The sequence below is a fragment of the Pseudomonas sp. 3-2 genome (genome assembly GCF_019710535.1).
GTDB classification, from domain to species: domain Bacteria; phylum Pseudomonadota; class Gammaproteobacteria; order Pseudomonadales; family Pseudomonadaceae; genus Aquipseudomonas; species Aquipseudomonas pharyngis.
Genome location: NZ_CP081200.1, coordinates 210,016 through 223,600, shown reverse-complemented (window position 1 = coordinate 223,600; position 13,585 = coordinate 210,016). Strand labels below are relative to the sequence as shown.

Annotated in this window: 15 protein-coding genes; 4 read left to right on the top strand and 11 right to left on the bottom strand. The window is 61.5% G+C overall.

The window, feature by feature from the left end:
- Window positions 1-42: 42 nt before the first annotated feature.
- On the top strand, window positions 43-1,047 hold the full coding sequence (locus K3819_RS00985) for an AraC family transcriptional regulator (protein WP_064592655.1): 1,005 nt from the start codon (window positions 43-45) through the stop codon (window positions 1,045-1,047).
- A gap of 15 nt (window positions 1,048-1,062) precedes the next feature.
- Here the strand turns inward: K3819_RS00985 and K3819_RS00980 are convergent, their stop codons facing one another.
- The 4 genes from K3819_RS00980 to K3819_RS00965 all read right to left on the bottom strand — a co-directional run bounded on the left by K3819_RS00980 (window position 1,063) and on the right by K3819_RS00965 (window position 4,700).
- Window positions 1,063-2,286, bottom strand: coding sequence for a type II toxin-antitoxin system HipA family toxin (locus K3819_RS00980; RefSeq protein WP_221398465.1), 1,224 nt, complete (start codon window positions 2,284-2,286; stop codon window positions 1,063-1,065).
- Window positions 2,279-2,527, bottom strand: coding sequence for a helix-turn-helix domain-containing protein (locus K3819_RS00975; protein ID WP_085647915.1), 249 nt, complete (start codon window positions 2,525-2,527; stop codon window positions 2,279-2,281). Before K3819_RS00975 ends, K3819_RS00980 begins: the two co-directional genes overlap by 8 nt.
- Window positions 2,528-2,641: 114 nt before the next feature.
- On the bottom strand, window positions 2,642-4,030 hold the full coding sequence (locus tag K3819_RS00970; protein ID WP_221398464.1) for a heavy metal sensor histidine kinase: 1,389 nt from the start codon (window positions 4,028-4,030) through the stop codon (window positions 2,642-2,644).
- Window positions 4,020-4,700 carry a heavy metal response regulator transcription factor gene (locus tag K3819_RS00965; protein ID WP_085611233.1) on the bottom strand — a complete coding sequence of 227 codons (681 nt, stop codon included), beginning with the start codon at window positions 4,698-4,700 and terminating at the stop codon, window positions 4,020-4,022. Before K3819_RS00965 ends, K3819_RS00970 begins: the two co-directional genes overlap by 11 nt.
- Before the next feature lie 136 nt (window positions 4,701-4,836).
- Between K3819_RS00965 and K3819_RS00960 the strand changes: the two genes are divergently transcribed.
- Together K3819_RS00960 and uraH are read left to right on the top strand one after the other, a co-directional pair.
- Window positions 4,837-5,319 (top strand): heme-binding protein, encoded by a 483-nt coding sequence (locus tag K3819_RS00960; protein ID WP_085611234.1) that lies wholly within the window; start codon window positions 4,837-4,839, stop codon window positions 5,317-5,319.
- A gap of 16 nt (window positions 5,320-5,335) precedes the next feature.
- Window positions 5,336-5,746 carry a hydroxyisourate hydrolase gene (uraH, locus tag K3819_RS00955; protein WP_064592647.1) on the top strand — a complete coding sequence of 137 codons (411 nt, stop codon included), beginning with the start codon at window positions 5,336-5,338 and terminating at the stop codon, window positions 5,744-5,746.
- Window positions 5,747-5,868: 122 nt separating this feature from the next.
- On the opposite strand, the gene K3819_RS00950 is transcribed toward uraH, so the two are convergent.
- Complete coding sequence (locus tag K3819_RS00950; protein ID WP_221398463.1) at window positions 5,869-6,552, bottom strand: Crp/Fnr family transcriptional regulator; 684 nt, start codon at window positions 6,550-6,552, stop codon at window positions 5,869-5,871.
- 85 nt (window positions 6,553-6,637) lie between these two features.
- On the opposite strand from K3819_RS00950, the gene K3819_RS00945 reads away from it, so the two are divergent.
- Entirely contained in the window at window positions 6,638-7,162 is a 525-nt protein-coding gene (locus K3819_RS00945) for a DUF962 domain-containing protein (RefSeq protein ID WP_221398462.1), read from the top strand.
- A 104-nt stretch (window positions 7,163-7,266) separates the two neighbouring features.
- On the opposite strand, the gene K3819_RS00940 is transcribed toward K3819_RS00945, so the two are convergent.
- The 6 genes from K3819_RS00940 to dibA form a co-directional block, all read right to left on the bottom strand.
- On the bottom strand, window positions 7,267-8,256 hold the full coding sequence (locus tag K3819_RS00940) for a sulfate/molybdate ABC transporter ATP-binding protein (RefSeq protein ID WP_064592629.1): 990 nt from the start codon (window positions 8,254-8,256) through the stop codon (window positions 7,267-7,269).
- Window positions 8,257-8,259: 3 nt separating this feature from the next.
- The gene (cysW, locus tag K3819_RS00935) at window positions 8,260-9,132 is read right to left on the bottom strand and encodes a sulfate ABC transporter permease subunit CysW (RefSeq protein WP_011331905.1); all 873 of its coding nucleotides are present in this window, start codon (window positions 9,130-9,132) and stop codon (window positions 8,260-8,262) included.
- Window positions 9,133-9,145: 13 nt separating this feature from the next.
- Window positions 9,146-9,964: a sulfate ABC transporter permease subunit CysT gene (gene cysT, locus K3819_RS00930; protein WP_007952818.1), complete on the bottom strand. Its 819-nt coding sequence runs from the start codon at window positions 9,962-9,964 to the stop codon at window positions 9,146-9,148.
- Window positions 9,965-10,120: 156 nt separating this feature from the next.
- The gene (locus K3819_RS00925) at window positions 10,121-11,134 is read right to left on the bottom strand and encodes a sulfate ABC transporter substrate-binding protein (protein ID WP_221398461.1); all 1,014 of its coding nucleotides are present in this window, start codon (window positions 11,132-11,134) and stop codon (window positions 10,121-10,123) included.
- A 140-nt stretch (window positions 11,135-11,274) separates the two neighbouring features.
- Window positions 11,275-11,457 carry a sulfur starvation response protein OscA gene (oscA, locus tag K3819_RS00920; protein WP_039772974.1) on the bottom strand — a complete coding sequence of 61 codons (183 nt, stop codon included), beginning with the start codon at window positions 11,455-11,457 and terminating at the stop codon, window positions 11,275-11,277.
- A gap of 190 nt (window positions 11,458-11,647) precedes the next feature.
- Entirely contained in the window at window positions 11,648-13,567 is a 1,920-nt protein-coding gene (gene dibA, locus K3819_RS00915; RefSeq protein ID WP_085613310.1) for a phosphodiesterase DibA, read from the bottom strand.
- Window positions 13,568-13,585: the final 18 nt, after the last annotated feature.

Below are 13,585 nucleotides of genomic sequence, written 5' to 3'. Positions count from 1 at the left end.
TAGCCGAGAACGCCAACCTGTTGACCGGAAGCGCCAATCAGCATGAAGGAACCGACTTCTCTCGCCAGCTGGACCCGCGCCCTGCGCAAGCAACTCGACGCGCTGGGGCTGGACAGCACTGCCCTGTGCCGGCAGGCCGGGCTCGATCCGCAACTGATGGACGACCCGAACGCCCGCTATCCGTTGTCCGCCACCACGCGCCTGTGGGAAATTGCGGTGCAGGTCAGCGGCGATCCGGCGATTGGTTTGCGGGTGTCGCGATTCGTCAGCCCCACGACCTTTCACGCACTGGGCTATGCGTTGGTGGCCAGCGGCAGCCTGCGGGAAGTGTTCGAGCGGATCGTGCGTTATCACCAGGTGGTCAGCGACGCGCTGGAACTGGAGCTGACCCGCACCGAGGACCGCTACCGCTTTCGCCTGAAAATCCCGGCCGGCAATCCGGCCCCGGCCTTCGAAGCCATCGACGCCTTTGCCGCCATCTACGTGCGCACCTGCCGCAATCGCCTGGGCCGCGACTACGCGCCACTGGCGGTGTACCTGCGTCGCCCGGAACCGGTCGATGCGCATCAATGGCACAAGGTGTTCCGCTCGCCGGTACACTTTTCCGCCGAAGAAGACCGGATCGAATTCGCCCTCACCGACTTCGACAGTCACCTCGACGACGCCAACCCGGAACTGGCCGAGCACAACGAAGCGGTGCTCAAACGCACCCTCGCCCAGCTCAAACCGCTGACCTGGGAGCGCAAGGTGCGCGACGCCATTGAAGAACAACTGCCCGAAGGCGAACCCAGCGCCGAACGTATCGCCCAGGCCCTGCACCTGAGCCTGCGCAGCCTGCAACGGCATCTGGCGGACGAGGGTTGCCGCTTCGACACCCTGCTGAATGAAAGCCGCGAAAACCTCGCACTGCTGCACCTGCGCGATCCGCAATGCTCGCTGAGCGAGGTCAGTTACCTGTTGGGATTTGCCGATACCAGCAGCTTCAGCCGTGCGTTCAAACGCTGGACCGGGATGACGCCGGGGCAGTTTCGGGATCAGTTGCGCTGAGCGCAAATGGGTCGCTCAACCCTTGGTCAGACTGCGCTCAATCCCGGCTTCCCACTGCTCGATCATTGCCGTACCGACCTCGGCGAACGACTGATGGGTTCGGCAATGCTCAAACATTTCCGCCATCGCCGTCTGCATGCCATGAACAACCTGCTGCAGTAGTTCATTGCACCGGCCTTCAGTGAGATTGCACGCCGTACGACCGAAGCGGATGAGCGCCTTGTGCTTGGGCCATGCCTTCGACCCGCCCAGCAGCAAGGCCAGGCTGTCGTTCCTGATGTAAACCGATGTGGTGATGATGTCGTAAGCCGGGGCAAGCCGGATCGAGGCCTGCGCGCCGCAATGGTCATACAGCACACCGAAGTTCTTCAGGTGCGCATCGCCGTTTTTCAGTCCCGCTGATAGCGCCACGATCTTGAAAAAAGCCTCCAGCGCCTGACTCAACAGCGCAGGCGAAACAAAGGCCTTGATCTGTCGGGCAGCGCCTTCGTAAGAACCATCGTATTTGGCTCTGGAAGGCCAGCCATTGAGCACGCAAAAGTCCTCGAAACCCAGATAGCCATGCTCAATCAGGTCAAAACGCTCGACCACCAGAAACTTGCCCTGCTCACTCAATTCAAACTTTGGCACTTCAAGTCCGCTAAGCGCTGCGGCGCGCATACAGAAGTACTCGTTGGTCGCCAGCTCGGGAAACTCTTCGGGACGGAAGGCTTTGACCAGATGTGTGGAGCCTCGATGAGTCAGGCGATCAACTGCTGCCGCGCTATCGCGCACCAGCACTTTGGGCTGCACGCCCGAAACCCCGGAGTATTGGCCGTACTTCTGTAGCAAATCATCGAACAGTCCCTGGGCACCGTCATGCACCAAAAGCTCGGCCAGTGACGTTTCGGGCTGACGCTCGGTTGCCGACTCACTGGTAATCGCCAGCCGCCCCAACTGATGCGGTCCGACAATAGCGAGCAAGGAGAAATCATCAAAACCGCGGACGGCCTTACTGAAGCGTCGAACCAGCTCATCGCGCAGCGCGCCTTCCGGCAGATTCATTTCGAAGACAGGATGGATGCCCCGCTCCCAGCCGTAGCTCTCCAGCCGGGTCGGCATTGTCAGCGACACTGCATTCTCGTCGATGGCGTCCTCGCGATAACTGAACACACTGTCCATGCCCGGCTGACCTCGACCGAGCGTTCCGACCGGGCTATCAGCGACGGTAATGTGCAAGCGATCTGTCGGCTCAGTCATGGAAATTGACCTTCTGCAACGCGTCGAGTGTCGGACGTTGTGCTCTCACGGGAATCGCTGTCAGCTCATAGCCAAAGCCGTTGAGGATCGCCTCGACTTTGCGCAGACCAATTTCAGAAATCGTATTGTTTTCGATACCCGAAATGGTGGCGCGGCTCATGCCGTAACGTTGCGCCAACGCTTGCTGCGAGAGTTTTTGCGCTTTGCGCAGAGTTCTGATCAGTTCGCCCAACTGTTCCATGACACACCAGTGCATTATATGCAGTGCAATAAAGCGCAATTAAAAGTATATGCATCGTATTCGATATAAATTCAGGGCAAGTCTAGCTCATATAAAACGGCATGTGCGGGTCGATTAGCGGCGGGTTACAAATCCAAGCTCAAAAACCGTACCCGTTGCATCACTGCTGACCCGCACCCGCCCCCCATGCAACTGCATGATCGACTGCACGATCGCCAGTCCCAATCCGCCGGAGTCTCCCGGCTCCGCGCGGGACGGGTCGACGCGGTAGAAGCGGTCGAACAGTTTGCCCAGATGCTCATCCGCGATCACCAGGCCGAGGTTGTGGACTTGCAGCCAGCACAGGCCTGGCTCATCGCGTCGGCGCAGGCTGATGACCGAGCCGGCATCAGCATGGCGTACGGCGTTGGCCAACAGGTTGCCCAAGGCGCGTTGCAGCAGTTGCTGATCCGCCAGCAATTCTCCGCTGAACGTGTTTTCCAGACGGATTTCCCGGTCATCGGCCAGGGCTTCGAAGTAGTCGCATAACTCATCGCCGATTTCGTGCAACTTCAGCGTACGCAGATCGAGTGCTCGCTCAGCCTGCTCGGCGCGGGCGAGAAACATCAGGTTTTCGGCCATGCGCTTGAGCCGTTCGAATTCTTCCATGTTCGACGCCAGCACTTCCTGATACTCGGTGCTGCTACGCGGGTGATTCAGTGCCTGGCCATTGCTGGCGAGCAAGGTGTGCAGGGGCGTACGGATTTCGTGGGCGAGGTCGGCGGAAAACTGTGAGAGGCGCTGGAAGCCGTCGTCCAGCCGCCCGAGCATGCCGTTCAGCGCGTGCACCGGTCCCAGCAATTCCGCTGGCGTGCCGGCGGTGGGAACGCGTTGGTCGAGGCTGCGCAGGTCGATGCCGCGCAGTGCTTCACTCAGCTTGCGCAGAGGCCGCAAACCTCGGCGCAACAGCACCAGGCCCAAGGTGAAGGCAAGCAAAGCGCCAAGGCTGACGGCCAGATACAAGCGCAGGCGATAGCTGCCGAGCATCTGCTCGCGCTCGCTCAGAATCTTGCCGGCGATCACGGTCAGCGCTTCACCGTTCGGCCCTTGGGCCTGACCTGACAACAGGGCCAGCTCGACACCGTCCGCCGCCTGCCAGGTCAGCACATCGCGGCGTTGCGGCGGTTGATCCCGGGGGATGGCCTGCACGGGCGGCAGTGCGCGCTGGCGAGGGTTGATCGTGATCACATTCGAGCCGTCCGCGCGTTGCACCAGCAGCAGACTGTCGAGGTTGCCCAGCATGTTCTGGTACAGCCGTGGCCGCGCCTGCAGGGCGTCGAGGCTGTCGCTGTCGGCGAGCAGCGCGCGCACCTGTTCCAGGCGACCGAGTAACGCCATGTCGTCGCGCCAGGCGATTTCCGAGGCCAGCGAGCGATACAGGAACACGCCGATCGCACTGAGTACCAACGCGCTGACGGCGGCGAACGCCAGGGCCAGGCGCCAGGCGATGGATCTAGCGCGCATCGTCGGGCGCTTCGAGTTGATAGCCGACCCCGCGCACGGTGTGGATCAGTTTCGGCATGTACGGATCATCGACTTTCGAACGCAGTCGACGCACCGCGACTTCGACCATGTTGGTGTCGCTGTCGAAATTCAGGTTCCACACCTGCGAAGCGATCAGCGTGCGCGACAACACTTCACCCTGGCGGCTGGCGAGCAGATGCAGCAGGGCGAATTCCTTGTTGGTCAGGGCGATGCGCTGGCCGCCCCGGCTGACCCGGCGGCGCAGTACGTCGATTTCCAGATCGGCGATGTTGTACGACTCGGCTTCACGCAGGGGGCCGCGCCGCAACAACGTGCGCACCCGCGCCAGCAATTCGGCGAAGGCGAACGGCTTGAGCAGATAGTCATCGGCCCCCAGTTCGAGGCCGCGCACGCGGTCTTCGATGGCGTCCTTCGCCGTCAGGAACAGCACCGGCGTGGCGCCGCGCTGGCGGATCAGCTGCAGCAGTTGCCAGCCGTTGAGGCCCGGCAGCATCACGTCGAGGATGATCAGGTCATATGCCTGCTGCTCAATAAAGTAGCGACCGTCGAGGCCATTCAGCGCCACGTCCACGGCAAAACCCGACTCTCCCAGCCCTTTGGCGATGAAGTTCGCGGTTTTGGCTTCATCTTCTACGACCAGCAAACGCATGGCACACCTCGATTGATCAGAGACACAGGCTAGGCTCCTTCGACCGTGTTGCCCATTACAAACTTGTAATCCGACTGACGAGGTTTCGACGGGGACCGGCGGATAAGGTGGTGGCCTTCGCTTCAGGAGCCTGCCCATGACCGCTAAATACTTGATCGCCAGCCTGGCAATCAGCTTCGGCACCGCCGCAATCGCCGCGCCTGAGCTGCCCCATCACGCCGACCTCGATCTGAAAACCGCACGGCTGCTGGCCGACGCGGCACTGGAAAACTGCACCGGCACGGTATCGGTGCTCGACCGTGGCGGCAACCTGCTGGTGACCCTGCGCGGCGACGGTGTCGGCCCGCACAACACCGCCGCCAGCCAACGCAAGGCCTACACCGCGCTATCGACGAAAACCCCGACCCGATTGTTTGCCGAGCGCGCCCGCAACAACCCGGAAACCGCCAACCTCAACACCCTCGATGAGTTGCTGTTGCTCGGCGGTGGCATCCCTTTGTTTGCCGGGAAAGAACTGGTCGGCGCCATGGGCGTGGCCGGTTCCGGCGGCGGCGAACAGGACGAAACCTGCGCAATCAAGGCCGCCGAAATCGTCGGCCTGTCCATCAACCGTACTTGAACCGAGGAGCATCACCATGACCCCACTGCGCATGACTTTCACCGCGCTTGGATTGAGCGCCTTTTCGAGCCTGGCGCTGGCCGCCGGCAACCCGCTGAGCGTACACGTACTCAATCTGGAAAACGGCCTGCCGTCACCGGGTATCAACGTGACGCTGGAACGTCATGTCGGCCAGGACTGGCAGCCGCTGGCGCAGGGCACCACCAATGAACAGGGACGGATCGCCGAACTGTTCCCGGCGAACAAGCCGTTCGAGGCCGGTGAGTATCGGGTGGTGTTCAAGACTGGCGAGTACTTCGAGAAGGCGAAGCACGAGACGTTTTTTCCGGAGATTCCGGTGATCTTTAAAGTGAAGCAGACGGACCAGCACTATCACATTCCGTTGCTGCTCAGCCCTTATGGCTTCTCGACGTATCGCGGTTCGTAAAAACAACATCGATCCAATGTGGGAGCGGGCTTGCTCGCGAAGGCGGTGTGTCAGTTCATGATGTGTCAGCTGATCCACCGCCTTCGCGGGCAAGCCCGCTCCCACAGGGAAACCCGTGTTCTTCAGAGGGTCGCCAGCGCGCGCAGTCGCACAGCGTCGAGGATTTCGATCTCGCCATAACTCAAGCCGATAATCCCCTGCCCCTGCAACTCCTTGAGGATCTGGTTGGTGGTCTGCCGCGACAGCGACAGCATCGACGCCAACTGCTCCTGAGGCAGTTGCAGCACGCGGCGCGGCGGGTCCAGTTCGCCATAGCCCTCGGCGATCATCAGCAAGCGATGAGCCAGACGTGCCGGGGCCGGCAGCAGGCTCAGCTGTTCGAGGTTGATGAAGGTCAGGCGCAGTTTGTGGCTCATCAACAACGCCAGATGTCGCCAGTAGACGGGGCGCTCATCGAGCAGTTGCAGCAGTGTGGCCTGGGGAATGTTCAGCAGCGTGCAGGGCCCGACCGCGTAGGCATCATGGGTGCGGGGCTGGCCGTCGAACAGGCAGATTTCGCCGAACCAGTGCGGCGCCTCCACCAGACTCAGCAATGCCTCCTTGCCCTGCTCGCTGACCGCGCCGATGCGTACCGCGCCATCGAGCACCGCGTACAGGCCGCACGGCGCATCGCCGCGCTGGAACAGCCGCTGCCCCCCCGTCAGCCGCCGCTCCTTGGCCGCCGCCAGCAGACTATCCTGAAAGGACGAGGGCAGATGACTGAACCATTGCCCGGTCAGCAGGCGCTCACGCCAGACCTTATCCATGCGTTCTCCGAAAGATTGTCGCCTGCCTGACAGAGCGAGCCGTGAACCCGGGGCATGATTCGATCACCCTACAGGAGGAACAACAATGAAAAGCCTCGTCGATCATTTGAGTCAATACGCCGCTTACCACCGTGACCCGCGCAACATCGCCAGCCACTTTATCGGGATTCCGCTGATTGTGGTGGCGGTGGCCGTGCTGTTGTCGCGGCCGGAATGGTCGGTGGGCGGATTGTGGATTTCCCCGGCGGTGATTGCCGCCCTTGCTTCGGCGTGGTTTTACCTGCGCCTGGAACTGAAGCTCGGGGTGTTGATGACCGTGTTGATGGGGTTGTCGGTCTGGGCCGGGCATGTATTGGCGCAGCAGAGCACCATGGTCTGGCTCAGCAGCGGTCTGGCGATGTTTGTGATTGGCTGGGTGATCCAGTTTGTCGGGCACCACTATGAAGGGCGCAAACCGGCGTTTGTCGATGACGTGAGCGGGTTGATTGTCGGGCCGCTGTTTGTGGTGGCCGAACTGGCGTTCCTGCTCGGGATGCGGCATGAACTGAAAGAGCAGATCGAGGCGCGGGCGGGTGTGGTGCGGGTCAATCCGAATCGTGCGGCCGTCTGAACCACTGCCCGGCTCGCTCGTTCCCACGCTCTGCGTGGGAATGCATCCCGTGACGCTCCGCGTCCATAGCGGCGTTCCCACGCAGAGCGTGGGAACGAGCGAGATCAAAGGCTGGCGACTTTCTGCCAGACCTTCGGCTTGAAGAACAACGTCTCCCCCTTGGCCAACCCGGTCAGGCTGTCGTGGTCTTTCACCACTTCCGCCTCGATCAGATCAGCCTGCCCCTCAACCTTCAACGTCACCCGCGTGGTCGCACCCAGCGGCCGGATATCGCGGACTTCAGCGGCGTGGTGATCCTCCAGTTCATGCCGCGACAGCGACACTTCGTGCGGGCGGAACAGCACGTGATTGTCATCGCCCAGATGCAGGCGGTTCGAATCGCCGAGGAAGTGATAGACGAAATCGCTGGCCGGGTTTTCGTAGACGTCGCCCGGTGAGCCGATCTGCTCGATCACACCCTTGTTCATCACCACGATGCGGTCGGCCACTTCCATCGCCTCTTCCTGGTCGTGGGTCACGAACACCGAGGTCAGGTTGATGTCTTCGTGCAGGCGCGCCAGCCAGCGGCGCAGCTCTTTACGCACCTTGGCGTCGAGGGCGCCGAACGGCTCATCGAGCAGCAGCACTTTCGGCTCTACCGCCAGGGCGCGGGCCAGGGCGATACGCTGACGCTGGCCGCCGGACAGTTGCTCCGGATAACGATCCGACAGCCAGTCCAGTTGCACCATGTTCAGCAGCTCGTGAACCTTGGTCGCGATCTGGCTTTCGTTCGGGCGCTGGTTTTTCGGTTTCATGCGCAGGCCGAACGCGACGTTGTCGAACACCGTCATGTGGCGGAACAGGGCGTAGTGCTGGAACACGAAACCGACGTTGCGATCCCGTACGTCGTGACCGGACACATCTTCGCCGTGGAACACGATGTTGCCGTTATCCGGGGTTTCCAGACCGGCAATGATGCGCAGCAGGGTGGTCTTGCCGCAGCCGGACGGGCCGAGCAGCGCCACCAGTTCACCGCTGTGGATGTCCAGGCTGATGTTGTCCAGCGCCTTGAACGCATTGAAATTCTTGCTGACGTTACGCACTTCGATCGACATGAATTATTCCTCCGCGGCGCTGGCGCGCAGGCGGTTGATACGGTTTTCGCTCCACTGCTTGAGCAGCAGGATGAAGAGCGCCAGGATCAGCAACAGGCTCGCCACAGCGAACGCGGCCACGTGGTTGTATTCGTTGTAGAGGATCTCGACGTGCAGCGGCAAGGTGTTGGTCACCCCGCGAATGTGCCCGGAGACCACCGACACCGCACCGAACTCACCCATGGCCCGCGCGGTACACAGCACCACGCCATAGATCAGGCCCCATTTGATGTTGGGGACGGTCACGTGCCAGAACATCTGCCAGCCATTGGCGCCGAGCAGGCGCGCGGCTTCCTCTTCCTGAGTGCCTTGTTCCTGCATCAGCGGGATCAGCTCACGGGCCACGAACGGCACGGTGACGAAGATCGTCGCCAGCACGATGCCCGGCAGGGCGAAGACGATCTGGATGTCGTGATCCTGCAGCCACGGCCCGAACAGGCCCTGGGCGCCGAACATCAGCACGTAGACTAAACCTGCGATCACCGGCGATACCGAGAACGGCAGGTCGATCAGCGTCACCAGCATGCTCTTGCCACGGAACGAGTATTTGCTCACGCACCACGCAGCGCTGACACCGAACACCAGGTTCAGCGGCACCGACACCAGCACCGCGATCACGGTGAGTTTCAGCGCCGACAAGGCATCCGGTTCAAAGATCGCGGTGAAGAACGCGCCGAGGCCGTTCTTCAATCCCTGCGACACCACGATGAACAGCGGCAGCAGCAGAAACAGGAAGAAAATCAGCCAGCCGAGGCCGATCAGGATTCTGCGCGAAGTAGCACTGCCACGGCGGGCGGCGTTGGCCGAGGAAGCGGCCGCAATAGACGATTGGGACATGGTTCGCGCCTCCTTATGGGGTTTCGATGCGCCGCTGCAGCAAGTTGATCAGCAGCAACAGGACGAAGGAAACCACCAGCATCAACACGCCGATGGAGGTAGCGCCGGTGTAATCGTACTGGTCGAGCTTGACCATGATCAGCAGCGGCAGGATCTCGGTTTTCATCGGCATGTTGCCGGCGATGAATATCACCGAACCGTACTCGCCGACGCCACGGGCGAACGCCAAGGCGAAACCGGTCAGCCAGGCCGGCAACAGCGCTGGCAGCAGAATGTGACGGAACACCTGCAACGGTTTGGCACCCAGGCACGCGGCCGCTTCTTCGACTTCACGGGGGATGTCGGCCAGCACCGGCTGCACCGTACGCACCACGAACGGCAGCGTCACGAAGGTCAGCGCCAGGGTGATTCCGAGCGGGGTGTAGGCGATCTTGAAACCGAGGTCGGCGGCGAACTGCCCGACCAGCCCGGTCGGCGTGTACAGCGCCGTCAGCGCAATACCGGCCACCGCGGTCGGCAGGGCGAACGGCAGATCGATCATCGCGTCGATCACCTTGCGTCCCGGGAACGTGTAGCGCACCAGCACCCACGCCAGCAACGTGCCGATGATGCCGTTGATGATCGCGGCGCACAGTGCGGTGCCGAAGCTCAGCTTCAATGCGGCGAGAACGCGGGGCGCGGAGATGATCGTCCAGAACTGATCCCAGGTGAGTTGGGCGGCGTGGACGAACATCGCCGCCAGCGGGATAAGCACAATCAGGCTGAGGTACACCAAGGTGTAGCCCAGCGTCAGCCCGAAGCCGGGTATGACGGGGGAGATACGACGCGACATAAAAGTCCTTGGTTAAAAACGCATCAATGTGGGAGCGGGCTTGCTCGCGAATGGGCCCTATCATTCAACATTTACGTCGTCTGACACACCTTCTTCGCGAGCAAGCCCGCTCCCACATGGTTTCGTGCCTGAGCATCAGGCTCGTTTCATTTGAGATTACTGCGCCTGATAGATCTGGTCGAACACGCCTCCGTCGTTGAAGAATTTCGGCTGCGCGGTTTTCCAGCCGCCGAAGTCCTTGTCGATGGTCACCAGCTCCAGTTTCGGGAACTGCTGGGCGTACTTGGCTGCCACGTCCTTGTCACGCGGGCGGTAGAAGTTCTTCGCCGCGATTTCCTGACCGGCCGGGCTGTACAGGTGCTTGAGGTAGGCCTCGGCGATCTGCTCGTTGCCCTTCTTCTCGGCGTTCTTGTCGACCACAGCCACTGGTGGTTCGGCGAGGATCGACAGCGAAGGCACGACGATGTCGAACTTGTCCTTGCCGCCGTCTTCTTTCAGCGCCAGGAAGGCTTCGTTTTCCCAGGCCAGCAACACGTCACCCTGACCGTTGTTGACGAAGGTGATGGTCGAGCCACGGGCGCCGGTGTCCAGAACCGGTACGTGTTTGAACAGGGTCTGTACGTATTCCTTGGCTTTGGCTTCGTTGCCGCCGTTGGCTTTCAGGCCGTAGGCCCACGCCGCGAGGAAGTTCCAGCGTGCACCGCCGGAGGTTTTCGGGTTCGGGGTGATCACCGAGACGTCATTCTTGATCAGATCGCCCCAGTCCTTGATGCCTTTCGGGTTGCCCTTGCGCACCAGGAACACGATGGTCGAGGTGTAAGGAGTGCTGGCGTCCGGCAGACGCTTCTGCCAGTCGGCCGGCAGGGTCTTGCCGAGCTTGGCGATTTCATCGATGTCGCCGGCCAGGGCCAGGGTCACGACGTCGGCGCGCAGACCGTCGATCACCGCACGGCCCTGCTTGCCCGAACCGCCGTGGGATTGCTGGATTTTCACGGTGTCGCCGGCGTGCTCCGACTGCCAATACTTCACGAACTCGGCGTTGTAATCCTGATACAGCTCGCGTGTCGGGTCATACGACACGTTGAGCAGTTCGTAATCCTTGGCAACCGCGGAACCGGCAAACACAGTACTGGCCAGGGCGGCCAAAGCGTAACGGCGAATCGACGACATGGTGAAAGCTCCTGGAATTCTTGGTGGTGGCTTTTTCTTATGGATTGCGAAAATCGGGTTGCCTGTAAAGATCACCGCCTGCGCCCACTCTTGCATTGATCCCCGGCAAGAGCGGGCGCAGGCTGGAATCTTTTCTGGATTCAGCTCGGTTTGTTGCCCGGTTGCTGCAAGCGGAATTTCTCTTTGCGTTCGATCTGGACCACCTGGGCGTTATGCACAGTGATTTCCACCGCGCCGAAACGCAGGTCGCGCAAGGCGCTCTGGATTTCACGCAGGATGGTGCTTTCGTCCTGACCGTCAACGCTACGCAGGGATGCGCTCATGGTGCTGCTCCTTTGTATGGGATATGCCTGGCAGTGGGCGGCACTGCGTTCGGCGTGGGAGCAATATAAGAGAGGCGCGGATATTCTTAAAAAGACTATTTAAGAATGTTTATATAACTGGAAAACATTATGTGATGCAGCAAGGGTTTGCGGCGGATTTGCCCGCAGGCAAACCCGCCGTACGCCGTCATCAACCGATCAAGGGCGCCCGGTTCCAGTCGATTTGCGCTTCCGGAACCGGTCGCCCAAACCAGTAGCCCTGCCCCAGATCACAGGCCTGCTCCAGCAGGAACGCGGCCTGTTCCACCTGCTCGATGCCCTCGGCATGCACCTGCATGCCCATGCTGCGGGCCAGGGCGATGATCACCCGGACGATCGCCGCATCGTCCTCGTCCCATGGCAGGCCGGCGACGAAACCCTGATCGATCTTGAGCTTCTGCACCGGCAGGCGCTTGAGCCGCAGCAACGACGAATAACCGGTGCCGAAGTCATCGATGGCCAGACGAATGCCCAGCTCGCGCAGACGGTGCATCTGGTCCAGTGCGACTTCCGGATCGTCCATCACCGCGCTTTCGGTGACTTCCAGTTCCAGATAGGCCGGATCCAGGCCGGTCTCGTGCAGCACCTGCGCCACCTGCTGATACAACTCGCGGCGAGCGAATAACCGCGAGGACACGTTCACCGCGACAAACGACAGCACCACCCCGGCCTGCTGCCATTGGCACATCTGCCGGCAGGCCTGCTGCATGACCCAGGCGTCGATTTCCGAGATCAGCCCGGTGCGCTCGGCAATCGGGATGAACTCCGCCGGCGACACCAGGCCCCGCTGCGGATGCTCCCAGCGCACCAGCGCCTCGACACCGATCAGGCGACTGGTTTGCAGGTCGTGCACCGGTTGGTAGTAGACCCGCAGTTCCTGCTGCTCCAGCGCGCGGCGCAACTCGAAGGCGATTTCGACCCGCTGCTGGGCGTGAGCCGTGAGCTCTTCGGTGTACAGCGCATAGCCATTGCGGCCGCTGCTCTTGGCCTTGAACAGCGCCGCATCGGCGTTGCGCAACAGCTGTTCGGCGCTCAGTGCATCGCTGGGAAACAGGCTGATGCCGAGGCTGGCGTTGATGAACAGTTCATGGCCGTCGAGGCAGAACGGTTCCTTGAGCGCATCGAGAATGCGCTGAGCCAGCGCCGCCGCCTGCGCCGGCTGTGGACAACTTTCCAGCAGGACAGCGAATTCATCGCCGCCCAGCCGCGCCAGGGTGATGCCCGGCCCGAACAACGCCTGCAAACGCGCCGCAACCGCCTTGAGCAAACGGTCACCGATGGTGTGTCCGAGGCTGTCGTTGATCAGTTTGAAATGGTCCAGATCGATCATCAGCAGCGCGCAGCCGCGCTTGTGGGTCTGCGCCGATGCCAGCGCCTGCTCGGCGCGGTCGCTGAACAGCAGGCGGTTGGGCAGGTCGGTCAGCGGATCGTGGTGAGCCAGGTGCTTGAGTTCGTGCTCGGAATCCTTGATCGCGCTGATGTCGGAAAACACCGCGACGTAATGGCTGAGCCGGTTGTCATCGTCACGAATGACCCGGATCGTCTGCCATTGCGGGTAGATTTCACCGCTCTTGCGCCGGTTCCAGATCTCGCCGCTCCATTCGTCCCGCGCCTGTAAAGAAGCGAACATCGCCTGATAGAACCCCGGCGGATGGTGCCCGGACTTGAACAGGCTGGGCTGCTGGCCGATGACTTCATCGCGCTGATAACCGGTGATTTCCATGAACGCGCGATTGACGTGCACGATCAGCCCCTGCCGGTCCGTGACCAGCACGCCTTCGCGGGTGCAATCGAATACCGCAGCGGCCTGACGCAGGCGTTCGCGATCCGCCTGGCGTTCACGCAATCGGGCGCCGATGCCCAGGCATTCGAACAGCCGCGCCCGGGCCAGGAAGATCAACCCGGCGCTGAGCGCCACGAACAGGTAGCCGTTGATCAGTTGCCAGCGCAGCAACTCGTCAGAGCTATCGAAGAAACTGTTCAATAAATAACCAGTACCTTGCAGCCAGACCACGGCAAGGACCAGGTAAAGCAGCGCTGCACGCAAGGCATCGCGGTAAGTGGCAGACATTCGGCCGTCCATGTCCCT

Excerpts from the sequence above, each read along its gene's own strand:
- K3819_RS00985 (WP_064592655.1), top strand. The coding sequence starts at position 43 with ATGAAGGAACCGACTTCTCTCGCCAGCTGGACCCGCGCCCTGCGCAAG.
- K3819_RS00980 (WP_221398465.1), bottom strand. The coding sequence starts at position 2,286 with ATGACTGAGCCGACAGATCGCTTGCACATTACCGTCGCTGATAGCCCG.
- K3819_RS00975 (WP_085647915.1), bottom strand. The coding sequence starts at position 2,527 with ATGGAACAGTTGGGCGAACTGATCAGAACTCTGCGCAAAGCGCAAAAA.
- K3819_RS00970 (WP_221398464.1), bottom strand. The coding sequence starts at position 4,030 with ATGCGCGCTAGATCCATCGCCTGGCGCCTGGCCCTGGCGTTCGCCGCC.
- K3819_RS00965 (WP_085611233.1), bottom strand. The coding sequence starts at position 4,700 with ATGCGTTTGCTGGTCGTAGAAGATGAAGCCAAAACCGCGAACTTCATC.
- K3819_RS00960 (WP_085611234.1), top strand. The coding sequence starts at position 4,837 with ATGACCGCTAAATACTTGATCGCCAGCCTGGCAATCAGCTTCGGCACC.
- uraH (WP_064592647.1), top strand. The coding sequence starts at position 5,336 with ATGACCCCACTGCGCATGACTTTCACCGCGCTTGGATTGAGCGCCTTT.
- K3819_RS00950 (WP_221398463.1), bottom strand. The coding sequence starts at position 6,552 with ATGGATAAGGTCTGGCGTGAGCGCCTGCTGACCGGGCAATGGTTCAGT.
- K3819_RS00945 (WP_221398462.1), top strand. The coding sequence starts at position 6,638 with ATGAAAAGCCTCGTCGATCATTTGAGTCAATACGCCGCTTACCACCGT.
- K3819_RS00940 (WP_064592629.1), bottom strand. The coding sequence starts at position 8,256 with ATGTCGATCGAAGTGCGTAACGTCAGCAAGAATTTCAATGCGTTCAAG.
- cysW (WP_011331905.1), bottom strand. The coding sequence starts at position 9,132 with ATGTCCCAATCGTCTATTGCGGCCGCTTCCTCGGCCAACGCCGCCCGC.
- cysT (WP_007952818.1), bottom strand. The coding sequence starts at position 9,964 with ATGTCGCGTCGTATCTCCCCCGTCATACCCGGCTTCGGGCTGACGCTG.
- K3819_RS00925 (WP_221398461.1), bottom strand. The coding sequence starts at position 11,134 with ATGTCGTCGATTCGCCGTTACGCTTTGGCCGCCCTGGCCAGTACTGTG.
- oscA (WP_039772974.1), bottom strand. The coding sequence starts at position 11,457 with ATGAGCGCATCCCTGCGTAGCGTTGACGGTCAGGACGAAAGCACCATC.
- dibA (WP_085613310.1), bottom strand. The coding sequence starts at position 13,567 with ATGTCTGCCACTTACCGCGATGCCTTGCGTGCAGCGCTGCTTTACCTG.